The sequence below is a fragment of the Microcystis aeruginosa NIES-2549 genome (assembly GCF_000981785.2).
Classification (GTDB): domain Bacteria; phylum Cyanobacteriota; class Cyanobacteriia; order Cyanobacteriales; family Microcystaceae; genus Microcystis; species Microcystis aeruginosa_C.
In genome coordinates, this window is the sequence record NZ_CP011304.1 from 4,154,745 (window position 1) to 4,174,355 (window position 19,611).

The window sequence follows — 19,611 nt, forward strand, 5'->3', positions numbered from 1 at the left end:
ATAAAATTGATTTAAGTTTTGTAAAAAATAGTTGACAAAATCCGATCGAGATCAAGGATAACCCTATCCTTAAGGTGGACAAAATATGGTAAGGTGGACTGAGTAATAAAACTTATCACTAAAATCAGTGACAAGTGCCAAATTCACCAGAGAAGGCTAAATATAACTATGTCCAAACGGTTTAAATTCGACTCCTCCGAGATGATTTATCTCACCGATAAACTGATGAATGCGGCCAGCAATCGTTACTCGATCGTCGTGCAAGTCGCTAGACGGGCCAAACGCGTCCGCTACGATACCGTAGAAAATATCGATGACCCGATGATTAAACCCGTCCAACGGGCCCTGATGGAAATGACCGACGAATTAACCGAACCGGAATTATTACGCGATTAATCCCCTAAAATTGCCGAGGAACCCCACCCCTAAACTTCATCCGGATTGATCCCCAGCGCTCTTAGTCTTTCCGCTAGTCGTTGGGCTTTTTGTTCCGCTTCCTGTTTGGCTAAACTTTCTTGCTGGGCATTCAAACGTTCTTGCTGGGCGATCAAACTTGCTTGCTCGGCCATTGCCGCTGCTGCCCTCGCCCTTTCCTCTGCCGTTAAATAGCGATTTCCCGATCGATCATACCAATACAGCCATTCTCGCACCCAAGCGATATGTTCTCCCTGCTCATATCCCAAGGCTAACCCGATTTCTGGCAACCATACCCGATTATTTTCAGGCTCTAAAAGCTCGTATTTCCCCGCTATCAGCTTATAAACCTCTAATCTCTCTCTATTTTTAAACCTTCCCCTTCTACCGCTCAAGGGATTATAAATTGCATAGTAGAGAACGCCTAGGGTTTGATAATCCGCTAACTTTCCCTCATATTCCCCGTTATATTTCTCGGAAATCACTTCCAGGGCCAATATCGGCATAATATAAGCTTCTTCCCAGAGAACATAGCTTAATCTTCCCCTTTCTCCGGTATCGTGTTTGACTCCAATGGCTAAAAATCCATCCGGTATGATTGCCGGTTCGTCGGGATTGTAATAAACTCCCATATCGACACCAAAATACCAATCATCCCGCTCCGCCCAAATAAATGCTAGTAAACTGAGTAATAGATTGGGAATATCGTTCTGTAACTGGTTATCCACGGCTGTTTCGTCAGAACAGGGTAATTCTTCGGCACTGGGAAGAAGGCGATTTTTATTGTAGGAAAGGTTAACCATAGCGATTGTTTTGACTAGGGAAATTACCAAGTATTCGGTTGAAAGTCGGCATCATTAATAATGACCACCGTATCCCCGGAGGGTTTAATCACAAATAGACCTTTTTTATAAGCGTATCGATCGATCCCCTCGTTGACTTCAATTCCCGCCACCGCACCGTAAGCTTGATAGTTTTGATAATGGGGAAAAGCGATTTTAAAACGAGTCAATTTTTCAATAAATTCATCCACATCATCTTTAGATAATCTAGATTTACATTCCACCACCACGAGATCGGTATCATCTACCGCTAGAATATCAATTTCCATGGCGATGCCCTGACGCTTGACTCTAGCGCGGGGATAAACTTCTTTAATATCGATGCCTTTTTCCTGAAAAAGCCGTAAAACCCCCGGTTCTACTAATTCTTCCACAAATCGACCCCAGCGAGTGGTGAGACTATCTACCGCTTTGCTGGTTCGTTCAACCGTCCGTTTCAGTTCTGCCATCGAGCGATCGCTTTCTAGTTTAGATTCGGCGAGGAGGTTCTCTATTTCGACTCTATGGCGATCATATTCCGCCTTGGATTCGGCAACCAGGCGATCATATTCCGCCTTGGATTGGGCAGCCCGGCGATCATATTCCGCCTTGGATTGGGCAGCCCGGCGATCATATTCCTCAGCCCGGCGATCATATTCCTCGGCGGAAGCGCGGAATAGCTGGTAAATATCCTCAAGAGTTACCGGTTCACTCATCGAAAATTTGGGTCTGAAACCCCGCCGTTTTAGGTTGGCTTTGCTGTTAAATATGAGCATCGTTTACGAAATATATGCTAAAATATGAGACATGGAAAAAGCCTATTCTTACCGATTTTACCCAACACCCGAACAAGAGTCGCTATTGCGGCGCACTTTGGGCTGTGTAAGATTGGTTTACAATAAAGCTCTCCATCTCAGAACACAAGCTTGGCATGAAAGACAAGAAAGATTAGGATATGCTGAAACTTCTTCAATGCTAACCGAGTGGAAAAAACAAGAAGAATTAAACTTTCTCAATGAAGTAAGCTGTTTACCCTTACAACAAGGGTTAAGACATTTACAAACAGCTTTTACTAATTTCTTTGCTGGTCGTACTAAGTATCCTAACTTTAAGAAAAAACATCAAGGAGCAAGTGCCGAATTTACCAAATCTGCTTTTAAATTTAAAGACAGACAAATCTATTTAGCTAAATGCACAGAACCTTTACCTATTCGATGGTCAAGACAAATCCCAGAAAGCTGTGAACCAAGCACAGTAACAGTCAGATTACATCCTTCTGGACGTTGGCATATCTCAATTAGATTTGATGACCCAACAATTAAGCCATTACCAGTAACAGATAAAGCCATTGGAATTGACTTAGGAATTAGTAGCCTTGTGATTACCAGCAATGGCGATAAAGTATCTAATCACAAGCATTTTAAAAAGCATTATCGGAGACTGCAAAAGGCACAAAAAAGCCTTTCTAGAAAACAGAAAGGCTCAAAAAATCGGGAAAAGGCAAAAATCAAAGTAGCCAGGATTCACGCCCAAATTACTGATAACAGAAAAGACCATTTACATAAGCTAACGACTCAATTAGTTCGTGAAAACCAAACGATTGTGGTTGAGAATTTAGCCGTCAAGAATATGGTCAAAAACCCGAAATTATCTCAGGCAATATCTGATGTAAGCTGGGGAGAAATAACCCGACAATTAGCCTATAAATGCCGTTGGTACGGCAGAAATTACATCGAAATAGATAGATGGTTTCCTAGCTCTAAAAGGTGTAGTAATTGCGGGTATATTGCTGAGAAAATGCCGTTAAATATTCGAGAGTGGGATTGTCCAGACTGTGGGACTCACCATGACCGAGATATTAACGCCAGTAAAAACATTTTGGCCGCAGGGCTTGCGGTGTCAGTCTGTAGAGCGACCTGATGACCAGAACAGAGTAAATCTGTTAAGGCAGGTGCGAAAAATCCTTCGGAAAAGAAGCAGAAACCGTTCGGACTTCGGCGTGAGCTCAGTCGAACGCTGAGCTCACGGCCGAAGCCCAAATCGTGAGGTTTGGGAATCGCCGTCCGTTTACGGAGGCGAGGATGTCAATGATGCCAATTCTAGCAGATAGCCTCGAGGCGCTCTGACCAAGGCAGTCCTGGCAGCGATAACCACAGCGCGCAACTTCCGCAAGAATGCTAATATAAAAAAGCTATTGGCTAATTTTTTCCTATTTTAACTCGCAATATGCTCCCGTCTAATCTCGATCGCATCGTCGAACGCCTCAAACGTCGTACCGATCCTAAGCAAAAATACGAACAATTACTAGCTTTTGCTAAAAAACTAGAACCAATACCAGAATCTGCCAAAATACCTGCTAATAAAGTTCATGGCTGTGTATCCCAAGTTTATATCACTGCCGACCTCGAAAATGGCCAGGTTTGGTACAAAGGGGATTCCGACGCGCAATTAGTCAAGGGTTTAGTTGCTTTGTTAATCGAGGGGTTAAATGGACTGACTCCCACGGAAATCCTGCAAGTCACCCCGGATTTTATCGAAGAAACCGGTTTAAAAGTCAGTCTTACCCCTTCCCGCGCCAACGGATTTTATAATATTTTCCAATTAATGCAGAAAAAAGCTCTCGGTTTTCAGTTGGGAATGTCCGCTTAGATGTCTAGTTTTCCAATTCCGGTTCCTTTGATTCGGGAATCTCGCAGTTTTGGAAACGAGTATCCACCAGTGAACGGGTGCAACCCCAATTACTCGGTATTCCCGACGGCCAACCCATCCGCAAAGCTTCCGGACAGATGGCCATCACCGTTAACTGACAGTCAATTAACTGAAAACCCTCTTTCTCACACTGTTTGAGACTGTGTTTGAGAATAGAATCATTGTTAAATTCGATGGTTTTATTGCACTGAATACAGACCAAATGATGATGGTGGTGGGGATAGGGTTGATTGAGTTCGTAGTGTTTATGACCTTCGGCCAATTCCAACTCCCGCAAAATCCCCATCCGCGACATTAGTTTAACACTGCGGTAAATTGTCGATAAACTAATTCCTTCCCCCCTTTTGTCCAGTAATTCCTGCAATTCCTCAGCACTGAGATGATTGCCTTTCGGTAAATTCTGGAAAACGTGCAGAATTTTCTCTCGCTGGGGAGTTAAGCGCCACCCCCGCGCGTTGAGTTCCGCTTTCAGGGAGGAAGCAGTGTAGGCAGACATAAGCGATCAACTCTCAATAAAAGCTATTTAATTGACAATGATAGTCGTTTCGGCGAGCCATTGGCAACAATTTTAAGTAGTTGAAAATTCTCCCCCCATTCAAGTATGAAAAATTACTATGAAATCCTCCAAATTCCCCGTAATGCCAGTAATAATCAAATAAAAGCCGCTTTTCGTCGTCTGGCCCGGCAATATCACCCCGATTATAATCCCAATGATCCGGAGGCACTGACAAAATTTCGGGAAATTGAACAAGCTTATCGGGTTTTGAGCGATAAAGAGAAAAGAAAAGAGTATGATCGCAGTTTATCCCCGGAAATACCCACTTTTAACCCCAGTGCCGAGGATTTTTATCAACAGGGATGGCGCTACGCTCAAGAGAAAAATTATCAACTAGCGATCGCATTTTACCAGCAAGCGATCGCAATTAATCCGCAATTTTGGCAGGCCTATCTGCAACGGGCGGAAGTTTACTACCATAATCAGCAGGATCGGCAAGTTTTAAGCGATTGTCGCCAAGTTTTGCAGTTAAAACCCGATTGTTCCCAAGCTTACTATTACCTCGGTTTATCCCGTCAACGACTCGGTTACACCCAATCCTCCCTAGAAGCTTATAGAAAAGCAATCGCCATTGACCCAGATAACCCCCAATTTTATTATCAAAGAGGATTGGCTCTAGAGGAACTCTCGGAACTGCCGGCAGCACGAAAAGATTTCCAAATAGCGGCCAATAAATTTAGGCAACAGGGAAATTTTCGCCGCTATCATGCCATTGCAAATAAATTAAGAGACCCTCATAAAAGTTATCGACAACCGCAATCTATCGAGTGGTCAAAAACTCTTTTTATTGTTTTTAATTTGCTGAAAATCTCTTTTTCATCTTTGCTCAAACCCAAGACGGGTCTAGCAGAGGCTTTTTTAAAGCTTAACCGTAATCAGGCTTTAGCTACGGGTGTATTGGCAGCAATCATCAGCAGTTTTTTCATGGCTTTTACTTGGCAAAACTGGACAGTTAAATCTGATTTTTTGCTGTTATTAGGCTGGGCAGTATTTCCTTTTATTATTCTGACTTTATCTAGTTGGTTGGGCAGAAAATTAAGTAATAAATATGGTAGTCTCACCGGCGATATATTTTTAGGTGGCTTGATAATTTTGCCCTTTTCCCTCGTCATTTTGCTCACTTCCTATTTATCCATAAATGGCGATATTGTCGGCGCAATTATCGGTGTAACGGGCGGTTATCTAACCGGACTGCTCTACTATGGTTATCGCCATTTATCCAACATTCCTTGGCCGATCTCTGTACTTTTACTCCCTTTTGTGCTAGGTTTTCTTACGGTTAATATCTGGGGAGTTTATTATTATCTCTAAATCTTCTGGGGTATTACAGTTAAATAAAATCTCGGAATTATCGATAATTAATTCCTCCACCACAGAGACATTTAACCATTTTTGAAAAGAAGTTCCCCCTTGCTTAATATAAGTCTGCAAAGATTCCAAACAACGACGATGATATAAACCACAGAGAGGTTCCCAACGCTCACCGTACCGGGGAACCAAAGCCATGGCATTTTCTGGTACAGTGGCTAATAATCTTGACCATGCTTGAATAATTGGGGGCGTTAGTAAAGGTAAATCGCAAGCGAGTAATAAAACCCAATCGGTTGATACAAAAGTTAATCCCAAGGCAAAGGCCAATAAAGGCCCCCTAGTGGGCAGAGGTTCCTTGATTATTTGGCAGTATTGGGGAATGATAAGTTCATAACGTTCCGGCCAAGGCGTAATCACAGACACTTGTACTGCACAATCTTGGGCAATTAAACAAGTATTCTCTAGAAAAGAGAGACCCTGAAAAGATAATAAAGCCTTATCTCGTCCCATCCGGGAACTTTGACCACCAGCCAGAATTAATGCCGTTAAAGCGGTAAAATCACTCATAATAACCAGTTCTAAAGGATAAACCACAGAGGCACAAAGAACACAAAGAAAAAGACAGACTCGACAAGTGAAGACTATCTATCTATCAGATAAAGGACAAGAGAGCCTACTAATCTAGCCAACTTGCTCAAATCCATGCTAGTCTCTTGATAATTAATAAATATCTTCATAAACAAGCACTAGATGAATTCCAATTTAATCAAAGTTCCCTTTGTGGATTTAACTTGGCAAAATCAGCCCCTACAGGCAAAAATTACCGAGGCAATCCAAACAGTTATCGACCGGGGAGATTTTGTTTTAGGCCAAGCTTTAGCCGAATTTGAAACCGCCTTCGCCCAAGCTTGCGGAGTCGAGTATGCTGTGGGAGTAGCTTCCGGCACTGCCGCTCTTGCCCTCGCTTTACAAGCTTACGGCATCGGTGCCGGGGATGAAGTGCTAGTCCCCGCTAATACCTTTGTTGCTACCCTCATGGGTGTTATACAAGCGGGAGCCAAACCGGTTTTAGTTGATTGTCACCTCGATACGGCCCTAATTGACCTTGCGGCGGCCGCCCAAAAAATTACCCCCAAAACCCGCGCCATTCTACCCGTACACCTGTACGGACAGATGGTATCACCCCAACAATTACAGGATTTTGCCCGCAGCTATAATCTGATTATCTTTGAAGATGCAGCCCAGGCCCATTTAGCCAGTAGAGAAGGTTATCGCGCCGGCAGTGTCGGTGTGGCGGCGGGGTTTAGTTTTTATCCCAGTAAAAATTTAGGTGCTTTTGGCAATGGCGGAATGTTGGTGAGCAATGATCCCGAAATTAGCCAAAAAGCCCGCAGTTTAAGAAATTATGGCGCACCGAGCAAGTATTTCCACACCGATATCGGCACTAATAGCCGTTTAGATAGCATACAAGCCGCCATTTTAAACATTAAATTACCCCATCTGGAAAGTTGGAATCGCTCCCGTCATCGAGCGGCAAGACAATATGATCAGTTGTTGGCCCCTTTAACCGATCAGGGCATTTTACCCATACGAGACGAAACCGAAACCGGTCATGTCTATCATCTCTACGTTATTCGCATTCTCCCCCATTGTCCCGTTGATCGCCAACAACTACAAGAAAAATTAACTGCCGTCGGTATTCAAACCGGCATTCATTATCCGATTCCTTGTCATCTGCAACCGGCCTATCGCTACCTGGGTTATCAACAGGGAGACTTTCCTAATTCAGAGATTCTCTGTGAAGAAATTTTATCTCTCCCCATGTACCCCGGCATCAGCCAGAAGCAAATTGAAATCGTGGTTGAACAGATCACTGCGATCATCGGGTAACATAAATTCAGAATTTGTCACTAAATCGCTCTGTCCTATGGGTATTAGTCCTTCTCTATCTCCCGTCTCCCGCAAAAATCAGCTATCTTGGCTGATTATCGCTTTCTTGGCGGTTATCTATGGTCCAGTGATCTTTCATTGGTACGATGGTTGGCTGAATAAATCGATCGGCATCGAACATGAGTACTTTAGCCACGGCTTGATTGGCCTTCCCTACGCCGCCTATATTGTCTGGCAGAATCGCAAAAAATGGCAACGCCTCGAAGATCGCTCCCATCCCCTCGGAGCGTTTTTGTTAACCCTAGGGGCGATTTTTTATCTCCTCGGTTCCTCTGTTTGGGTTAGTATGTCTTTCCCGATTATTTTAGCGGGGATCTGTCTCTGGTTAAAAGGAACGGAAGGTTTTAAATTACAGGGATTTCCCCTACTTTTAACAGCTTTAGCGACTCCTAATCCTATCCCCTACCTGATTACTCCCTATACCCTACCCCTACAGATTTTTATTGCCGCTTGCGCTGGTTTTATTCTCCAGCAAGCAGGCTTAGATGTCTCCGTTGACGGTATCTATGTAGCGGTAGAAGGTCGGATGGTGGAAGTCGCTCCCTACTGTGCGGGACTAAAAATGTTATTCACCAGTCTTTACGTCACGCTGCTGCTGCTCCATTGGACAGATACCATCGAAAACGGTCGTAAAACGCGCTTTATGCTCCTCAGTGCCTTTGGAATTAGTGTCGGGGCTAATATTATTCGTAACGCGGTTTTAGCTTGGTTTCACGGCACAGGACAAGAGGAAAACTTTAAATTACTCCACGATAGCTGGGGGGGTGATTTGTACTCGGTCTTTATGTTATTACTCATCCTCTTGGTCTTCCAAATCATCCAGTATCGCGAGGCGGTCAGGAAACAGTCCCTGGCCCAAGAGGAACGTAACCAAGATGATTAGTCAAAAAACTCCGGACGAGGTAACTTTGGTGTTAGATAAAGTCAAAAAAAAGCTCCCGGGTAATTATTTACTGCTGTTGGGTTTGCTGCTGCTGTTGATTTTAGGCGGTATCTTGCCCAATTTAATTTCTGGCCATTGGTCTTGGCTGGAGCAACCGAGAATCGGTAATATTCAGAAAATGCGGCTCCTACAAGCATCGGGAATTGAGTTGTCTGACCTGAAAACCATCAACCAGCAGCAAGGAGAAATCGGTGAGGGAAAATGGTCGGTACAAGTGGTGGAAAGTCCTGATGGCAAGAGAATCACCGTACTTTTAAAGCCACAGATCTACTATAAAAACCAACCAGGATTAGAATGGTCAGATATCAGTTCGATTAGTCGTTGGAATCAGGGGGAAACAATCGAGCTATCAATTCCCAGCCAGTCGGGAGGAAAGGCGACGGCTCGATTCTATCGGGCTTGGACACAAAACACCTTTGCCGTGGTGCAGTGGTATGCTTGGCTAGGTGGTGGTCATTACGATCCCTCTGTTTGGTATTGGCTTGACCAATGGGCGCAATTAAAAAGACAGAGAGTACCCTGGATAGCCGTTTCCTTGGTGATTCCCTTAGACCCGACGAAAGAACTGCAAACTCTCACTCCCTTTGCTCTCAATCTCGCCGGGGAAGTGCAAAGTTACTTAGAACAAAATGTCTTAAGTCAATTAACTTCTCTCCCTCGGATCAAAAAAGAAAAGTAATTTTTCTGCCGCTAACCATCTCTTTGAAAAAACTAGCTCAAGGCACTTTTGTAGCCATTAATAGCTGCTTTGTTCCTTAAATCCCAGAAAATAAATTATCATCGTCAGAACCCAAAAATTGATAGATCTGTATGATTCCACCAATGCTCAACAAGTTTTCGCCAGTTAGTTTCTTCAGAACTGGGGTTATAGCCTTATCAGGGTTGAGTCTGACAGGGTTCTTATGGGTAATTCACTCCGAGAGCCTCAAGGCCCAGGGTCCTTTGTCCATACCCCAGACTCAACCGGGAGCCTGGTTGGAATTTTTGCCCCCCGAACCGCCTAATCCCACCTTTCCTGAAAACACGATTCCCCCCACTGGCTACAGTCCACCGGTTTACTCTCCCAATAATCGCCAATCCCGACAAATTCAGGCCTATCGACTCGATATCGGCGATCAAATCAGTGTCTCGGTTCCCGATTTTCCCGAATTTAATTCCGCAGGTCCTGTGGATCCGGATGGTAATTTTCTGGTGCCGATTTTAGGGCGTATTCCGGTGCTGGGCTTGACTTTAGACGAAGTGCAAACTAAGATCCGCCTCGAATTGGGGCGAAAATACTTGCGGGAGGAACCGGAAGTCATTGCTGTTTTAACCACTGCCCGTCCCGTCCAGTTGACCATTCTGGGAGAGGTACAGCGACCGGGGTTTTATAGTGTTGCTTCCAATACTTCCCTAGCACAGGTAATTTTGGCGGCGGGTGGTGGCACTCCCAGAGCCGATCTGCGTTCGATCCTTGTCCGTCGAGTTTTAGTCGATGGTACAGTATTAGAGGAGAAACTTGACCTTTATACTCCCTTAATTAAAGGCGAACGCTTGCCAGATCTGCGTCTGCAAGGGGGTGATGCCGTGATTGTTTCCAAGTTAGAAGTGGGCCAAGAAACGGGATATAATCGCACACTAGTGGCTAGAACCACCCTCGCCCAGCAGAATATCACCATCAGGGTTTTAGCTCCCTCAATTCCTTCGGGAATTGCCCTGAGAAATGTTTCGATTCCTAATGGCAGTACCTTCCTCGATGTGGTGGCCAGTTTACCGGTTTCCGATCGCCTGCGGATTAATGTCAATGAAGTGTCTCTGCTCCGTTTTGACAGTGCTAAAGGGGGAATTGTTAGTCAAACTTTGAGTCCGATAGCGGCAGTTAGGGGAGATATCTCCCAAAATGTTCCCCTAGAAGATCAAGACGTAATTATTGTCACCCGCACCCTATTAGGGAAAATTTTCGCCGCTTTTAATATTATTACCCAACCTATCCGGGATATTTCCAGTTTTACCAATACAATTCTCAACCTGAGCAATCAATTCGATGGCTCCCGATAATTGACGAGCAACCGGCTCCCCTCACTCCTTAACACAACTTCATCAGCTAGGATTTCAAGGCCGAGAATAACTCTTGACCGCTAGAATGTAAAAAATCTGGGGATATATTAAAAAGCTATGGCTGTACCAATTGTTAAACGATTTCTCATCTCGCTAGATCAGAACAAATTTGTCGGAATATTCGTCTTCCTCGTCTGTTTAGGCGGTTCTGCGATCTTTGCTCTCCTCCCCGATCCAGAGAAACCCCCCACCTTTTATCGGGCGGTGGGACAATTGGCCTATCGGGTGCCGCCGCCGGCTTTTACCAGTACGGGAAGCCAACTGCAAGAACAAGGGCGGGCTATCGATCGCGATTTACTGCTATCTCCCCGGGTATTGGTCAATACAGCCAAAAAATTGCAATTTAATCAAGAACAGATCGTTAAAATTCGCGATCAAGATTTAAAAATTACCTTCCCTGGTGAAGGGGAGGCACAAAACAATAATAACAATCGGCCGACAACAACCGACCAACCCCAAGAGATACTTTTAGAGTTAACGGCCGATTCCCGGGCCAAGGCGGAGTTAATTCTCGAAACCTTGATGAAGGAAATGGTGGAATACAGTCGCTGGCTTAATACTTCCCAGTTACGCGCCCGCATAGAAGCTCTTGGTGTCCGGCTTAACGAAGTCCAAAAAGATTTAACCAGAGCCGAAGAAAAGTTTTATCGCTACATTAGTACCCAGGGTTCGGATTTACTGGCCATTCAAGATGGGAGTTTATTCACCGCCATCACCAGTAGTCAACAGCAACAGCGAGAAATTCGCCTAGAACTGCAAGGCATTCAAGGACAAATTGATAGTCTAAGTGAACAACTCGATTTAACCCCCGATCAAGCCTACACCTCCTCAGCCCTTAGTGCCGACCCGATTATTGCCAGTATCCGAGCGCAGATCTTGGGCACGGAAGCCCAATTGGAGCGACTAGAGAAGGATTTACGTCCCGAACATCCCACCGTAGTTAAATTACGCAAAGAACAGCAGGTTAACGAATCTCTCTTACAAAAAAGAGCCGCCGAGGTGATCGGAAAAGATGGCGTTCTTACCGCTCTTCCCAGCAGTCGCATCCGTCAGCAAAGTAATCTCGATGCCACCCGTCAACAACTAGCGGCTCAATTAGTCACCCTGCAAACCCAGCGTCAGGGTTTAATGAAACAATTAGAATCCTTAGTGATTCAGGAAAAGCAATTACGCTCCCAATACGAGAAATTCCCCGATAAACAGCTACAGCAAGCTCGTTTAACCCAAGCCGTCGCCTTTCAACGGGGTATCTACGAGAATATTCTCAATTCTCTGGTAGATGCTCAGGCCGCAGAAGCGGAAACCGTGGGTAGTCTCACCGTCGCCCAACCGCCAGTTGCTGAACCGATCGAACAGGTGTTTAACCGCAAGAATCGTCTCTTGATTCTCTTGGCGGGTGCTGGTTTGGGAACCTTAGCAGGATTGGGTACAATCCTGCTGTTAGCAGTGATCGACGATCGCCTGCACAGTCCCCAAGAATTGCGGGAAGCTTTGGTTAGTCGAGATATCCTCCTCTTGGGACAGTTGCCCATTGTCCGCAATTTAGAGGGCGATGAAATCGATCCGATTCTCGCCGATGCTAATGCCAATTATCTCCCCTACTACGAACGTTTACGCAGTACCCTGCGACTTGTTGGCGGCGGCGAAACGGTGAAAGTGGTTGTTGTCACCAGCATTACTGGCGGAGAGGGGAAAACCGCCACTGCCTATAATCTGGCCATCGCTGCGGCTTTAGCGGGGCGACGGACTCTGTTAGTAGAAGGAGATCTGAGAAGTCTTTCCAAAGCTGAAAAAATCGGAGTCATTCCCGATCCTAATTCTTTCCGAGAACCCCTACTTTACTACGGGGCAAAAAGTAAATCGGTCCGTCTGGCCCCAAATATTGAAAACCTTTCCATTTTGCCTAGTCCCGGTCCGCAAAAACAAGCGGCAGCTATCATTGAATCGAGCGAATTACAATTAATTCTCAAAGATTCTCGCGGCCGTTTCGATCTGGTGATTGTCGATACTCCTTCTCTGTCTAGCTGTAATGATGCACTGCTCTTAGAAGAACTAGCGGATGGGATTATTCTGGTAACGCGCCAGGCGATCACTCGTTCTAGTCTCTTGAGTGAAGCAACTGATCAGTTAGCAGAAGCGGAGGTGAAAATTTTAGGGGCGGTGATTAACTACGTCGATATTACAATGACTCTCAACACCGCCGAACCAGAACTGCCAGCTTTGATAGTTCCCTCAACACAGGGACAAACAGAGGTGGAGGAAGTGAAAGTGGAGGTGTAAATGGGGTTAGATTTGACAAAATCTTCTGGCTCGATCGAATTGTGGTTCTTGCCAAGAAAAAGCAAAATGACTGATACCATCTATTGTGGGAAAAGCGATCCGAATCGCTTCCATTTGCACTTCTAAGGAGGGACGATTGTTATAGGGTTGTCCCCATAAACCCGCTAAAGCTGGGATAAGACGATTTTGATTTCCCCTGCTTGCCACTACTCTTTTGATCTGATTAACTACACAGGTGGTATCGTTACAATTAGCGTAGGACATGGGATGCCATTCTAGGGAAGCGGGAAAACTATCCCAAGCTTGTAAACGAGAATCAAAACCTTGATTACCCACAAGACGATTCCCATCAGGAAAAAACACTGCCCCAGCGGGAATTCCCTGACGTTCCACTAGGGCGGAAAAATAACTAATATAATCAATGACACCCTGGGCAGCATGGGCAACCGCTAGGAACCAAAGTTCTAATTTGAGGCGATCAAAACGGGTTTTAACTGATTGTTTCATCTCCTCCTCTAAAGGTATTCTTCCTTGCCAAAGAGGGGCGGTTTCTTGGGGATAAAGGAGGTCGGCTTCGACGATATCATCGGGGGAAATTTGCCCACGAGTCAGATAGCGATCGATTAAAAATTTGCCCTTATTATTCAATGCTCGATTAATGAAAGCTTGTCGGGATGCGGGACTAAAAATCCATAAATCTTTGACATCATCGGCAACGGAATCGACTCCTGTTCCCCTCGGATAGCGAATATAATCGAATAAAACTCCATCGGGACGACGTTGTAAAATGGCTTCTAGGAGAATTAAATAATCCTGTCGCGCTTGATTACTGTAGGGATCGACAAAAGTTTGGGATTGATCATCGACAAAAGAGGTGCTATCTTGTCCTTTACCATTGCGTGCTAACACCTCCTGTCGATCGGGTTTTAAACTATAAGCATAGCCAAAATTGAGGCTAAATAACCAAGCATAAACCTTTAAACCGCGTTTATGTCCCTGTTTGATCGCCTGTGCTAATAAATCGACATTTCCGGCACTGGGATTTTTAATGACGCTATCCCAAACGGTGGGATTATTGTTAGGAGGTAATAGGACTTGACCATCGGCAAAAACTTCCAGATAAACTGTATTATAACCTTTGGCCACGATGCGATCGAGGATACTTTCGATCGAGCCTGGACGGGTATCACAGGAGTAGAGACGTAACCAGATCGCCTGTTCCTGTAACCAATGTCGGGAACGACAAAAGCGCAATTGTTCAGCATATTTCTGTACTAAAATGTTATATTCTTGGGGGGAAGTTTGACGCAGATTTTCTTGTTGTTTGATTTCTGATTCGGACAGTTGACAATTATCATTGACAGCGAGGCTAGAGTTAATCCCTAGATGACTACTCCAGAGGATTGTAGCGAGGAAACAGGATAGAGATCGCAGACAATTAATTTTTTTTAACATAGTTGTTCACAGCGTTTGCTATTTTTTTATTGTTGGCATTTTCAGATAAATAGCCATTTTTCAGGAGAAAAGCGCTCAGGGCAGTGGGAAAGTCTGGATATTTGCCGATCGCCGTACTTTCGCCATGGATATCGAGACCCCAATCGGAGTTTTTATCGTAATTAGCGAGGAGAAATTGCCAAGCTTCTTCGTATTCTCCTAGTAGAATTTTTTGGGCTACATAACCGGCCAAAATGCCATTAACTTCGGCCTTTTCTTTTTTAGCTAACTGCAAGGCTTTCAACATTTCAGCTAAAGTTTTTATTAATTTTTGAGGATATTTTCTGGTGACATCTGCTAATTTACCCTGTTGAAAAGTATAAATTCTGGAGGGAGGAAAAGAGGCGGCGTAGGAACTAAAAGCATACAAAAAAGCATTATCAACGGTGACAAATTCGTAATTATTATCTCCATCTAAATCTTCAAAGGAACCTCCACTACCATCTAAAAACCCCGTTTCTTCTCTAATAAATTTATCTTTTTGCCAAGTATAAATTACCAAAGATGTGCAGCAGTGAGCGCCGCCGCTATAGGTAGAGACGATAATCTCATCGATGCCATTATTATCTAAATCTCTTAATTCAACATAGCCAGATCCAAAGGCACTATAACCACTATTTTGCTGATAAATTTGCTCGTTATAAAAGATTTGATAAGAAACATTATTAATATCAGAATTATCATCAACTCTCTCGTTTAGTTCGATGGGTTGATAGCTAACTTGTACCTTAATTTTCCCCGATCTAACCACTTGATTTGTGAGGGTTTGACTGGCATCAAAATCGAGTTTAGTCACGGCTAAACTCGCGGCTGCATTGCCCAAGAATTGAGATAATAAGCAGAAAATAAAGCAAGTTTTGCTAATATTCATCGGCCGATTCACAGAGAGATTAATTTCAGTGTATCTTACTTATTCCTCCCGACAATCAGCCGTGAACTTTCCGAGAAAAACTATCTATTCCAAGGTTTTAACGCTCAAAACTTGGGGGGGTGTGGCATCGGGGGGATAGAGAAAATCGAGATTAATGTCGCGTCTGGCTCCGGGGGGAAGTTCCACCTGTACTAAAGCTTCTCCCTGTTGTCCTTCCCGTTGAACGAGATGGAAAAAACGTTCCTCGGTGCGTCCCAGGGCGTTACGATAGGTAACGCGCACGGCCCCCCGGAAAAATACCGGTCCCTGGACGGGTTCAACAAATAACAAGCGATCGAGATAATTTTCTTCTTTAATTGGGGTTTGAATACTCAAAGCCACCACCTGGGTTTTGCTAGTGTTGTTATATAGAGGTAAAGTCAGATAGTAGTGAACACCGTAGTTACCGTGAGCTTTGAAAGCCGTATCGGGATAACGCACTAACATGGGGGCGCTTTGGATTTGTCTGGTTCCGAAAGTAGCTGCCGTCACCGTACTTAAAGGATAGGCAAAAGCTTGACCGGGTTGAGGAATGGTGAGATTAATTCCCCCTTTAGGATCGACAATGCGGGTTGCCCATTCCGAACCGACAGAAATTCCGGCGACGCGACCATAAAAATTTCTTCTTCCGGGGGACCATTGATCGGGGGGAGTGGGGGGAAAATCGCGAGGGGCGGCTAAATCACCTTTAACTAATAGGGTACGCCATTCTTCTAGGGTAGGGGGACGAAAGGTTTCTATTTCCCGATCTTCGATTTTGACTTTTTGGGGAACTTCGTAGAGGGCTAAATTGGCCATATAGACCGGTCCATCGCTGTAGAGACGTAGGAGGGTCGAGCGGGCGCTACTTCTGGGGATAACCAGATCGAAGAGCATCCGACTTTGGCCGGGGGGAATGACGATCTGGGTGGGAAATTGGGTATCATGGCGACGACGCATGATATCGCTGGCTAAACGGGAACCGGGACCAGAAAAAACCCGGCCGTTGGGATCTTCCACCAGAGAGGGTAAATCGACAAAAGGGGCATCAGCGGAGGTGACGTAACTGACTCCTTGCAGGATGCGGATAACGAGGTTTCTGGAGGTGGGATTAGTAACGATCAGGCCCTGGTGTAAGTCGCGATCGGGATCGGTTTGACGGGCGATGTGGTGGGTGAAAACGTCAAAACGTCCTTGTAGGGGATGATTGAGATGGGCTACGGGATAACGTTTTCCTTTGCCGGGGAAAGTGGAGAGGAGAATTCCCTCTTTTTCTACGACTTCGGGACTATTGCTATTAAAAACCAGCACATCATTCAGTTGACCGGGCAACTGACGCACTTCTTGATATTGGGTGACTAATTTCCTCTCTATCTGGGGCAAGACCGAGGCGGACTGAGCTAAAAGAATAGTGGGTAAGAAAGAAAGCATAGAGATTCTATATTTATAGGATCTAATTAAGGGTGAGTCGATGGAGAGATGAAGTTATACAACAATATAAGCGAGTGTGTCCGTGCGATCGATAAAGAATCTTAATATATTTTTCAGGTTTGAGCAAGCCATGTCAGGGGTGATGTGAGCTAGGGGCGGTTTTCTGGGTGAGCAAGGGAGAATACCCCTTGCTATTGCCGATGTTAACGGTTAAGTTGAGAATGACCCATAACTGCTCACCCTAGCTTTAAATTTCGCCGCGAATTTCTTCGACTATGCCATCTCTAAGGACGAGTTCTACATTCATTTTTGCTACTAAGTTATCGCCTTTTTCGACGCGGAAAAAGCTTTCTAATTGTGCTTGGGCGACTTCTTGATTGAGTTCCAAGAGTTGTACCTGTTGCAGTTGTTGCAGATACTGGTTTTTTTGTTCGAGAAACTCACTTTTCTGTTGATTGACTTGAATTTGAATATTGTCAATCTGTTGGGCAGCCGCGGGGGGTAAGGGGATCAGACTCTGACGCTGAATTTCGGCGATCGCTCTTTGTCCTTGGCTTTCTAATTGTTGAATTTGTGCGTCAATTTGAGCCATTTGTGCTTGTAATTGCTGTTGTGCTTCTTCTTTCCAGCGCGGAGTCACGATGACTTTAATTGTCACTGGGCGCTTAAGTAATAAACTGGTTTGTGCGTCATCCATGATTTGCTTATCCTAAAAAGGTTTTTTTGTCAAGGGGTTAGGGAATATTTGCCGGAAATATTTACTTGGCAAACATCTCGTTAATCATATCGCGATAGCGTTGCGTTACTACCGGTCGTTTAATCTTTAAAGTTTGGGTCATCATGCCGTTTTCTAGGGAAAAAGGCTCTAAAATTAACTCAAAGGTTTTAATCTGGTCATCGGCACGATAACCGGGCCGATTTCTTACCTCGCGCTTTAATTCTTGTTGGTAGAGATCTAAGACTTTTTTGCTGTAGAGATCGCTAGAAAGAATCCTGGAGCGATCACTGTGAAGATCGGGTAAATTTAAGGATATTTTCTCTTCTTGGGCCCAATTGGCCAGTATATCAAGATTAGGCACGATCAAAGCCCCCAAAGCTTTTTGATCCTGTCCCACTAGCATGATTTGGGAGATAAAGGGACTGCGTAAACAAGCATCTTCAATCGGTTGCGGTTCGATATTTTCACCATTGCTCAAAACAATTGTATCTTTAGCCCGTCCGGTTAAGACTAAATCGCCGGCAGCAGTTAACCAACCAATATCACCGCTATCAAACCAACCATCGGGAGAAATCGCTTTTTCGGTTGCTTCGGGTTTTTTATAGTATCCCTGCATCACCTGCGGACCACGAATCAAAACTAAACCGTGTTTTTCCGTCGGTAAGACTTCTTTGCTGTGTAAATCGACAATACAGATTTCTGTCTGAAAGACGGGACGACCGGCAGACCCGCGCAGGTTATGATCGATACGACGGACGGTAGCCACAGGAGAAGTTTCTGTTAGTCCATAACCAACTAAAATCGGGATTCCCGCAATCTCATAGAAAGTATCTAGATGTCTGGCTAAGGAACCACCGCCACTAACGAAGATTTTAACTTTATTTCCCACTGCTTGGCGAATTTTGCCATAAACTAGCTTATCACCGATGGCATGGAGGGGATAGAGTAAGAGGGATTGAATTCTTGCTTTTAGTCTTTCTCCGGGGGAAGCGTGAAGATGATCTAGACTGAGATTATCAGCGATACGTTTAGCAATAACGTAATTTTCCGACTTTTCTAGCAAAAATTGCACTAATTTCTGTTTTGTGGCCGATTGTTCGCTAAATTGTTTTTGGATACCCTCGTAAAGAGATTCCCAAAGACGGGGAACTCCCACCATTAATTGCGGACTAAATTGCTTTAAATCCTGCTTAAAAGTGCGAATACTGGTGTAAATCTGGGTGCAACCTTGAGCTAGACTGAAATACTCACAACTGCGCTCGTAGGAATGCCATGAAGGTAGTATACTTAAAACTCGATCGCCTGGATCCGGTTGAAAGATAGCGTTTAAGTTGCGTACCTGATGCAGGAGATTACCATGACTTAACATCACCCCTTTGGGTTGTCCCGTCGTTCCCGATGTGTAGATGAGGGTAGCCAGATCATTTTCGCTCTTGGTGATGGGTTTAAGGGTGTTCTCAGCCCCGATCGCCATTAGTTGCTTGAAATTTAAGGTCTGCACGGAAATCGCTCCAGTAGCCGGTTCTTCGTCGGTGAGCAGCACGATTAATTTTAGGGGCAATTCAGGGATTTTCGCCAGCAATTTCCCTAAAGTTTTGTTATTTTCGACAATCAGCGTCTGACTGTCACTATCGGCCAGAATATAGGCTAATTCCTCTGCATCTGCTTGAGCAGATCGTACCGCATTGGCGGCCCCGGCTGCCATGGAACCTTGGTCGGCAATAAACCACCGGGGACTATTATCGGCAAATAAAGCGACATTTTCGGTTTCTGTGACTCCTAATGCTTGCAAAGCGGCGGCAAATTGCTGAATTTGTTGATAAAGTTCCCGATAGGTGAGAATTACTTCCGGTTTACCGTGGGGATCGTGCAGGGCGATAATATTAGGGAAACGCTGGGCCACTATTGACCAAACTTCGGGTAAAGATTGAATATTTGAATAGTCAATTAGGGTTGTCATAGCAGTAGTTATAGAGAGTTACAAGGGTAATAGCATAT

17 protein-coding genes and 1 pseudogene are annotated in these 19,611 nt (G+C 44.7%); 9 read left to right on the forward strand and 9 right to left on the reverse strand.

The genetic code is table 11. The features are described from left to right. Positions 1 to 168: 168 nt before the first annotated feature. On the forward strand, positions 169 to 396 hold the full coding sequence (locus tag myaer_RS20385; protein WP_002761217.1) for a DNA-directed RNA polymerase subunit omega: 228 nt from the start codon (positions 169 to 171) through the stop codon (positions 394 to 396). A 29-nt stretch (positions 397 to 425) separates the two neighbouring features. Here the strand turns inward: myaer_RS20385 and myaer_RS20390 are convergent, their stop codons facing one another. Both myaer_RS20390 and myaer_RS20395 read right to left on the reverse strand, forming a co-directional pair. Then, positions 426 to 1,217 (reverse strand): Uma2 family endonuclease, encoded by a 792-nt coding sequence (locus myaer_RS20390; protein WP_046663436.1) that lies wholly within the window; start codon positions 1,215 to 1,217, stop codon positions 426 to 428. Between the two features lie 23 nt (positions 1,218 to 1,240). Further along, positions 1,241 to 1,951, reverse strand: a complete 711-nt coding sequence (locus myaer_RS20395) for a DUF3782 domain-containing protein (RefSeq protein ID WP_046663873.1) — start codon at positions 1,949 to 1,951, stop codon at positions 1,241 to 1,243. A gap of 91 nt (positions 1,952 to 2,042) precedes the next feature. On the opposite strand from myaer_RS20395, the pseudogene myaer_RS20400 reads away from it, so the two are divergent. Together myaer_RS20400 and myaer_RS20410 are read left to right on the forward strand one after the other, a co-directional pair. Further along, positions 2,043 to 3,281: pseudogene (locus myaer_RS20400) on the forward strand (RNA-guided endonuclease InsQ/TnpB family protein). A gap of 180 nt (positions 3,282 to 3,461) precedes the next feature. Then, a complete protein-coding gene (locus myaer_RS20410) occupies positions 3,462 to 3,884 on the forward strand; it encodes a SufE family protein (RefSeq protein WP_046663438.1) in 423 nt (140 codons plus the stop codon). Between the two features lie 4 nt (positions 3,885 to 3,888). Here myaer_RS20410 and myaer_RS20415 read toward each other — a convergent pair whose 3' ends face one another. Next, positions 3,889 to 4,440, reverse strand: coding sequence for a transcriptional repressor (locus myaer_RS20415; protein ID WP_012266514.1), 552 nt, complete (start codon positions 4,438 to 4,440; stop codon positions 3,889 to 3,891). Positions 4,441 to 4,545: 105 nt separating this feature from the next. Between myaer_RS20415 and myaer_RS20420 the strand changes: the two genes are divergently transcribed. Next, complete coding sequence (locus myaer_RS20420; RefSeq protein WP_046663439.1) at positions 4,546 to 5,811, forward strand: DnaJ domain-containing protein; 1,266 nt, start codon at positions 4,546 to 4,548, stop codon at positions 5,809 to 5,811. Here myaer_RS20420 and myaer_RS20425 read toward each other — a convergent pair. Then, on the reverse strand, positions 5,764 to 6,378 hold the full coding sequence (locus tag myaer_RS20425) for a molybdenum cofactor guanylyltransferase (RefSeq protein WP_046663440.1): 615 nt from the start codon (positions 6,376 to 6,378) through the stop codon (positions 5,764 to 5,766). The two genes, myaer_RS20420 and myaer_RS20425, sit on opposite strands and share 48 nt — an antisense overlap. Positions 6,379 to 6,561: 183 nt before the next feature. Between myaer_RS20425 and myaer_RS20430 the strand changes: the two genes are divergently transcribed. From myaer_RS20430 to myaer_RS20450, 5 genes are all read left to right on the forward strand, one after another. After that, positions 6,562 to 7,701 carry a DegT/DnrJ/EryC1/StrS family aminotransferase gene (locus myaer_RS20430; RefSeq protein WP_046663441.1) on the forward strand — a complete coding sequence of 380 codons (1,140 nt, stop codon included), beginning with the start codon at positions 6,562 to 6,564 and terminating at the stop codon, positions 7,699 to 7,701. Between the two features lie 37 nt (positions 7,702 to 7,738). Continuing rightward, positions 7,739 to 8,644 carry a cyanoexosortase B gene (gene crtB / locus myaer_RS20435; RefSeq protein ID WP_046663442.1) on the forward strand — a complete coding sequence of 302 codons (906 nt, stop codon included), beginning with the start codon at positions 7,739 to 7,741 and terminating at the stop codon, positions 8,642 to 8,644. Beyond that, on the forward strand, positions 8,637 to 9,383 hold the full coding sequence (locus myaer_RS20440) for a cyanoexosortase B system-associated protein (protein ID WP_046663443.1): 747 nt from the start codon (positions 8,637 to 8,639) through the stop codon (positions 9,381 to 9,383). Before crtB ends, myaer_RS20440 begins: the two co-directional genes overlap by 8 nt. Positions 9,384 to 9,526: 143 nt before the next feature. Further along, complete coding sequence (locus myaer_RS20445) at positions 9,527 to 10,741, forward strand: polysaccharide biosynthesis/export family protein (protein ID WP_046663444.1); 1,215 nt, start codon at positions 9,527 to 9,529, stop codon at positions 10,739 to 10,741. A 117-nt stretch (positions 10,742 to 10,858) separates the two neighbouring features. Further along, the gene (locus tag myaer_RS20450; protein ID WP_046663445.1) at positions 10,859 to 13,081 is read left to right on the forward strand and encodes a GumC family protein; all 2,223 of its coding nucleotides are present in this window, start codon (positions 10,859 to 10,861) and stop codon (positions 13,079 to 13,081) included. A gap of 6 nt (positions 13,082 to 13,087) precedes the next feature. On the opposite strand, the gene myaer_RS20455 is transcribed toward myaer_RS20450, so the two are convergent. The 5 genes from myaer_RS20455 to myaer_RS20475 all read right to left on the reverse strand — a co-directional run bounded on the left by myaer_RS20455 (position 13,088) and on the right by myaer_RS20475 (position 19,573). Beyond that, complete coding sequence (locus myaer_RS20455; RefSeq protein WP_046663446.1) at positions 13,088 to 14,536, reverse strand: family 10 glycosylhydrolase; 1,449 nt, start codon at positions 14,534 to 14,536, stop codon at positions 13,088 to 13,090. Continuing rightward, positions 14,520 to 15,446, reverse strand: a complete 927-nt coding sequence (locus myaer_RS20460; RefSeq protein WP_046663447.1) for a hypothetical protein — start codon at positions 15,444 to 15,446, stop codon at positions 14,520 to 14,522. Before myaer_RS20460 ends, myaer_RS20455 begins: the two co-directional genes overlap by 17 nt. Positions 15,447 to 15,530: 84 nt before the next feature. Continuing rightward, a complete protein-coding gene (locus tag myaer_RS20465; RefSeq protein WP_046663451.1) occupies positions 15,531 to 16,895 on the reverse strand; it encodes a DUF3370 domain-containing protein in 1,365 nt (454 codons plus the stop codon). 247 nt (positions 16,896 to 17,142) lie between these two features. Beyond that, complete coding sequence (locus myaer_RS20470; protein WP_046663452.1) at positions 17,143 to 17,592, reverse strand: YlqD family protein; 450 nt, start codon at positions 17,590 to 17,592, stop codon at positions 17,143 to 17,145. A gap of 61 nt (positions 17,593 to 17,653) precedes the next feature. Then, positions 17,654 to 19,573, reverse strand: a complete 1,920-nt coding sequence (locus myaer_RS20475) for a long-chain fatty acid--CoA ligase (protein ID WP_046663453.1) — start codon at positions 19,571 to 19,573, stop codon at positions 17,654 to 17,656. Positions 19,574 to 19,611: the final 38 nt, after the last annotated feature.

Excerpts from the sequence above, each read along its gene's own strand:
- myaer_RS20385 (WP_002761217.1), top strand. The coding sequence starts at position 169 with ATGTCCAAACGGTTTAAATTCGACTCCTCCGAGATGATTTATCTCACC.
- myaer_RS20390 (WP_046663436.1), bottom strand. The coding sequence starts at position 1,217 with ATGGTTAACCTTTCCTACAATAAAAATCGCCTTCTTCCCAGTGCCGAA.
- myaer_RS20395 (WP_046663873.1), bottom strand. The coding sequence starts at position 1,951 with ATGAGTGAACCGGTAACTCTTGAGGATATTTACCAGCTATTCCGCGCT.
- myaer_RS20410 (WP_046663438.1), top strand. The coding sequence starts at position 3,462 with ATGCTCCCGTCTAATCTCGATCGCATCGTCGAACGCCTCAAACGTCGT.
- myaer_RS20415 (WP_012266514.1), bottom strand. The coding sequence starts at position 4,440 with ATGTCTGCCTACACTGCTTCCTCCCTGAAAGCGGAACTCAACGCGCGG.
- myaer_RS20420 (WP_046663439.1), top strand. The coding sequence starts at position 4,546 with ATGAAAAATTACTATGAAATCCTCCAAATTCCCCGTAATGCCAGTAAT.
- myaer_RS20425 (WP_046663440.1), bottom strand. The coding sequence starts at position 6,378 with ATGAGTGATTTTACCGCTTTAACGGCATTAATTCTGGCTGGTGGTCAA.
- myaer_RS20430 (WP_046663441.1), top strand. The coding sequence starts at position 6,562 with ATGAATTCCAATTTAATCAAAGTTCCCTTTGTGGATTTAACTTGGCAA.
- crtB (WP_046663442.1), top strand. The coding sequence starts at position 7,739 with ATGGGTATTAGTCCTTCTCTATCTCCCGTCTCCCGCAAAAATCAGCTA.
- myaer_RS20440 (WP_046663443.1), top strand. The coding sequence starts at position 8,637 with ATGATTAGTCAAAAAACTCCGGACGAGGTAACTTTGGTGTTAGATAAA.
- myaer_RS20445 (WP_046663444.1), top strand. The coding sequence starts at position 9,527 with ATGCTCAACAAGTTTTCGCCAGTTAGTTTCTTCAGAACTGGGGTTATA.
- myaer_RS20450 (WP_046663445.1), top strand. The coding sequence starts at position 10,859 with ATGGCTGTACCAATTGTTAAACGATTTCTCATCTCGCTAGATCAGAAC.
- myaer_RS20455 (WP_046663446.1), bottom strand. The coding sequence starts at position 14,536 with ATGTTAAAAAAAATTAATTGTCTGCGATCTCTATCCTGTTTCCTCGCT.
- myaer_RS20460 (WP_046663447.1), bottom strand. The coding sequence starts at position 15,446 with ATGAATATTAGCAAAACTTGCTTTATTTTCTGCTTATTATCTCAATTC.
- myaer_RS20465 (WP_046663451.1), bottom strand. The coding sequence starts at position 16,895 with ATGCTTTCTTTCTTACCCACTATTCTTTTAGCTCAGTCCGCCTCGGTC.
- myaer_RS20470 (WP_046663452.1), bottom strand. The coding sequence starts at position 17,592 with ATGGATGACGCACAAACCAGTTTATTACTTAAGCGCCCAGTGACAATT.
- myaer_RS20475 (WP_046663453.1), bottom strand. The coding sequence starts at position 19,573 with ATGACAACCCTAATTGACTATTCAAATATTCAATCTTTACCCGAAGTT.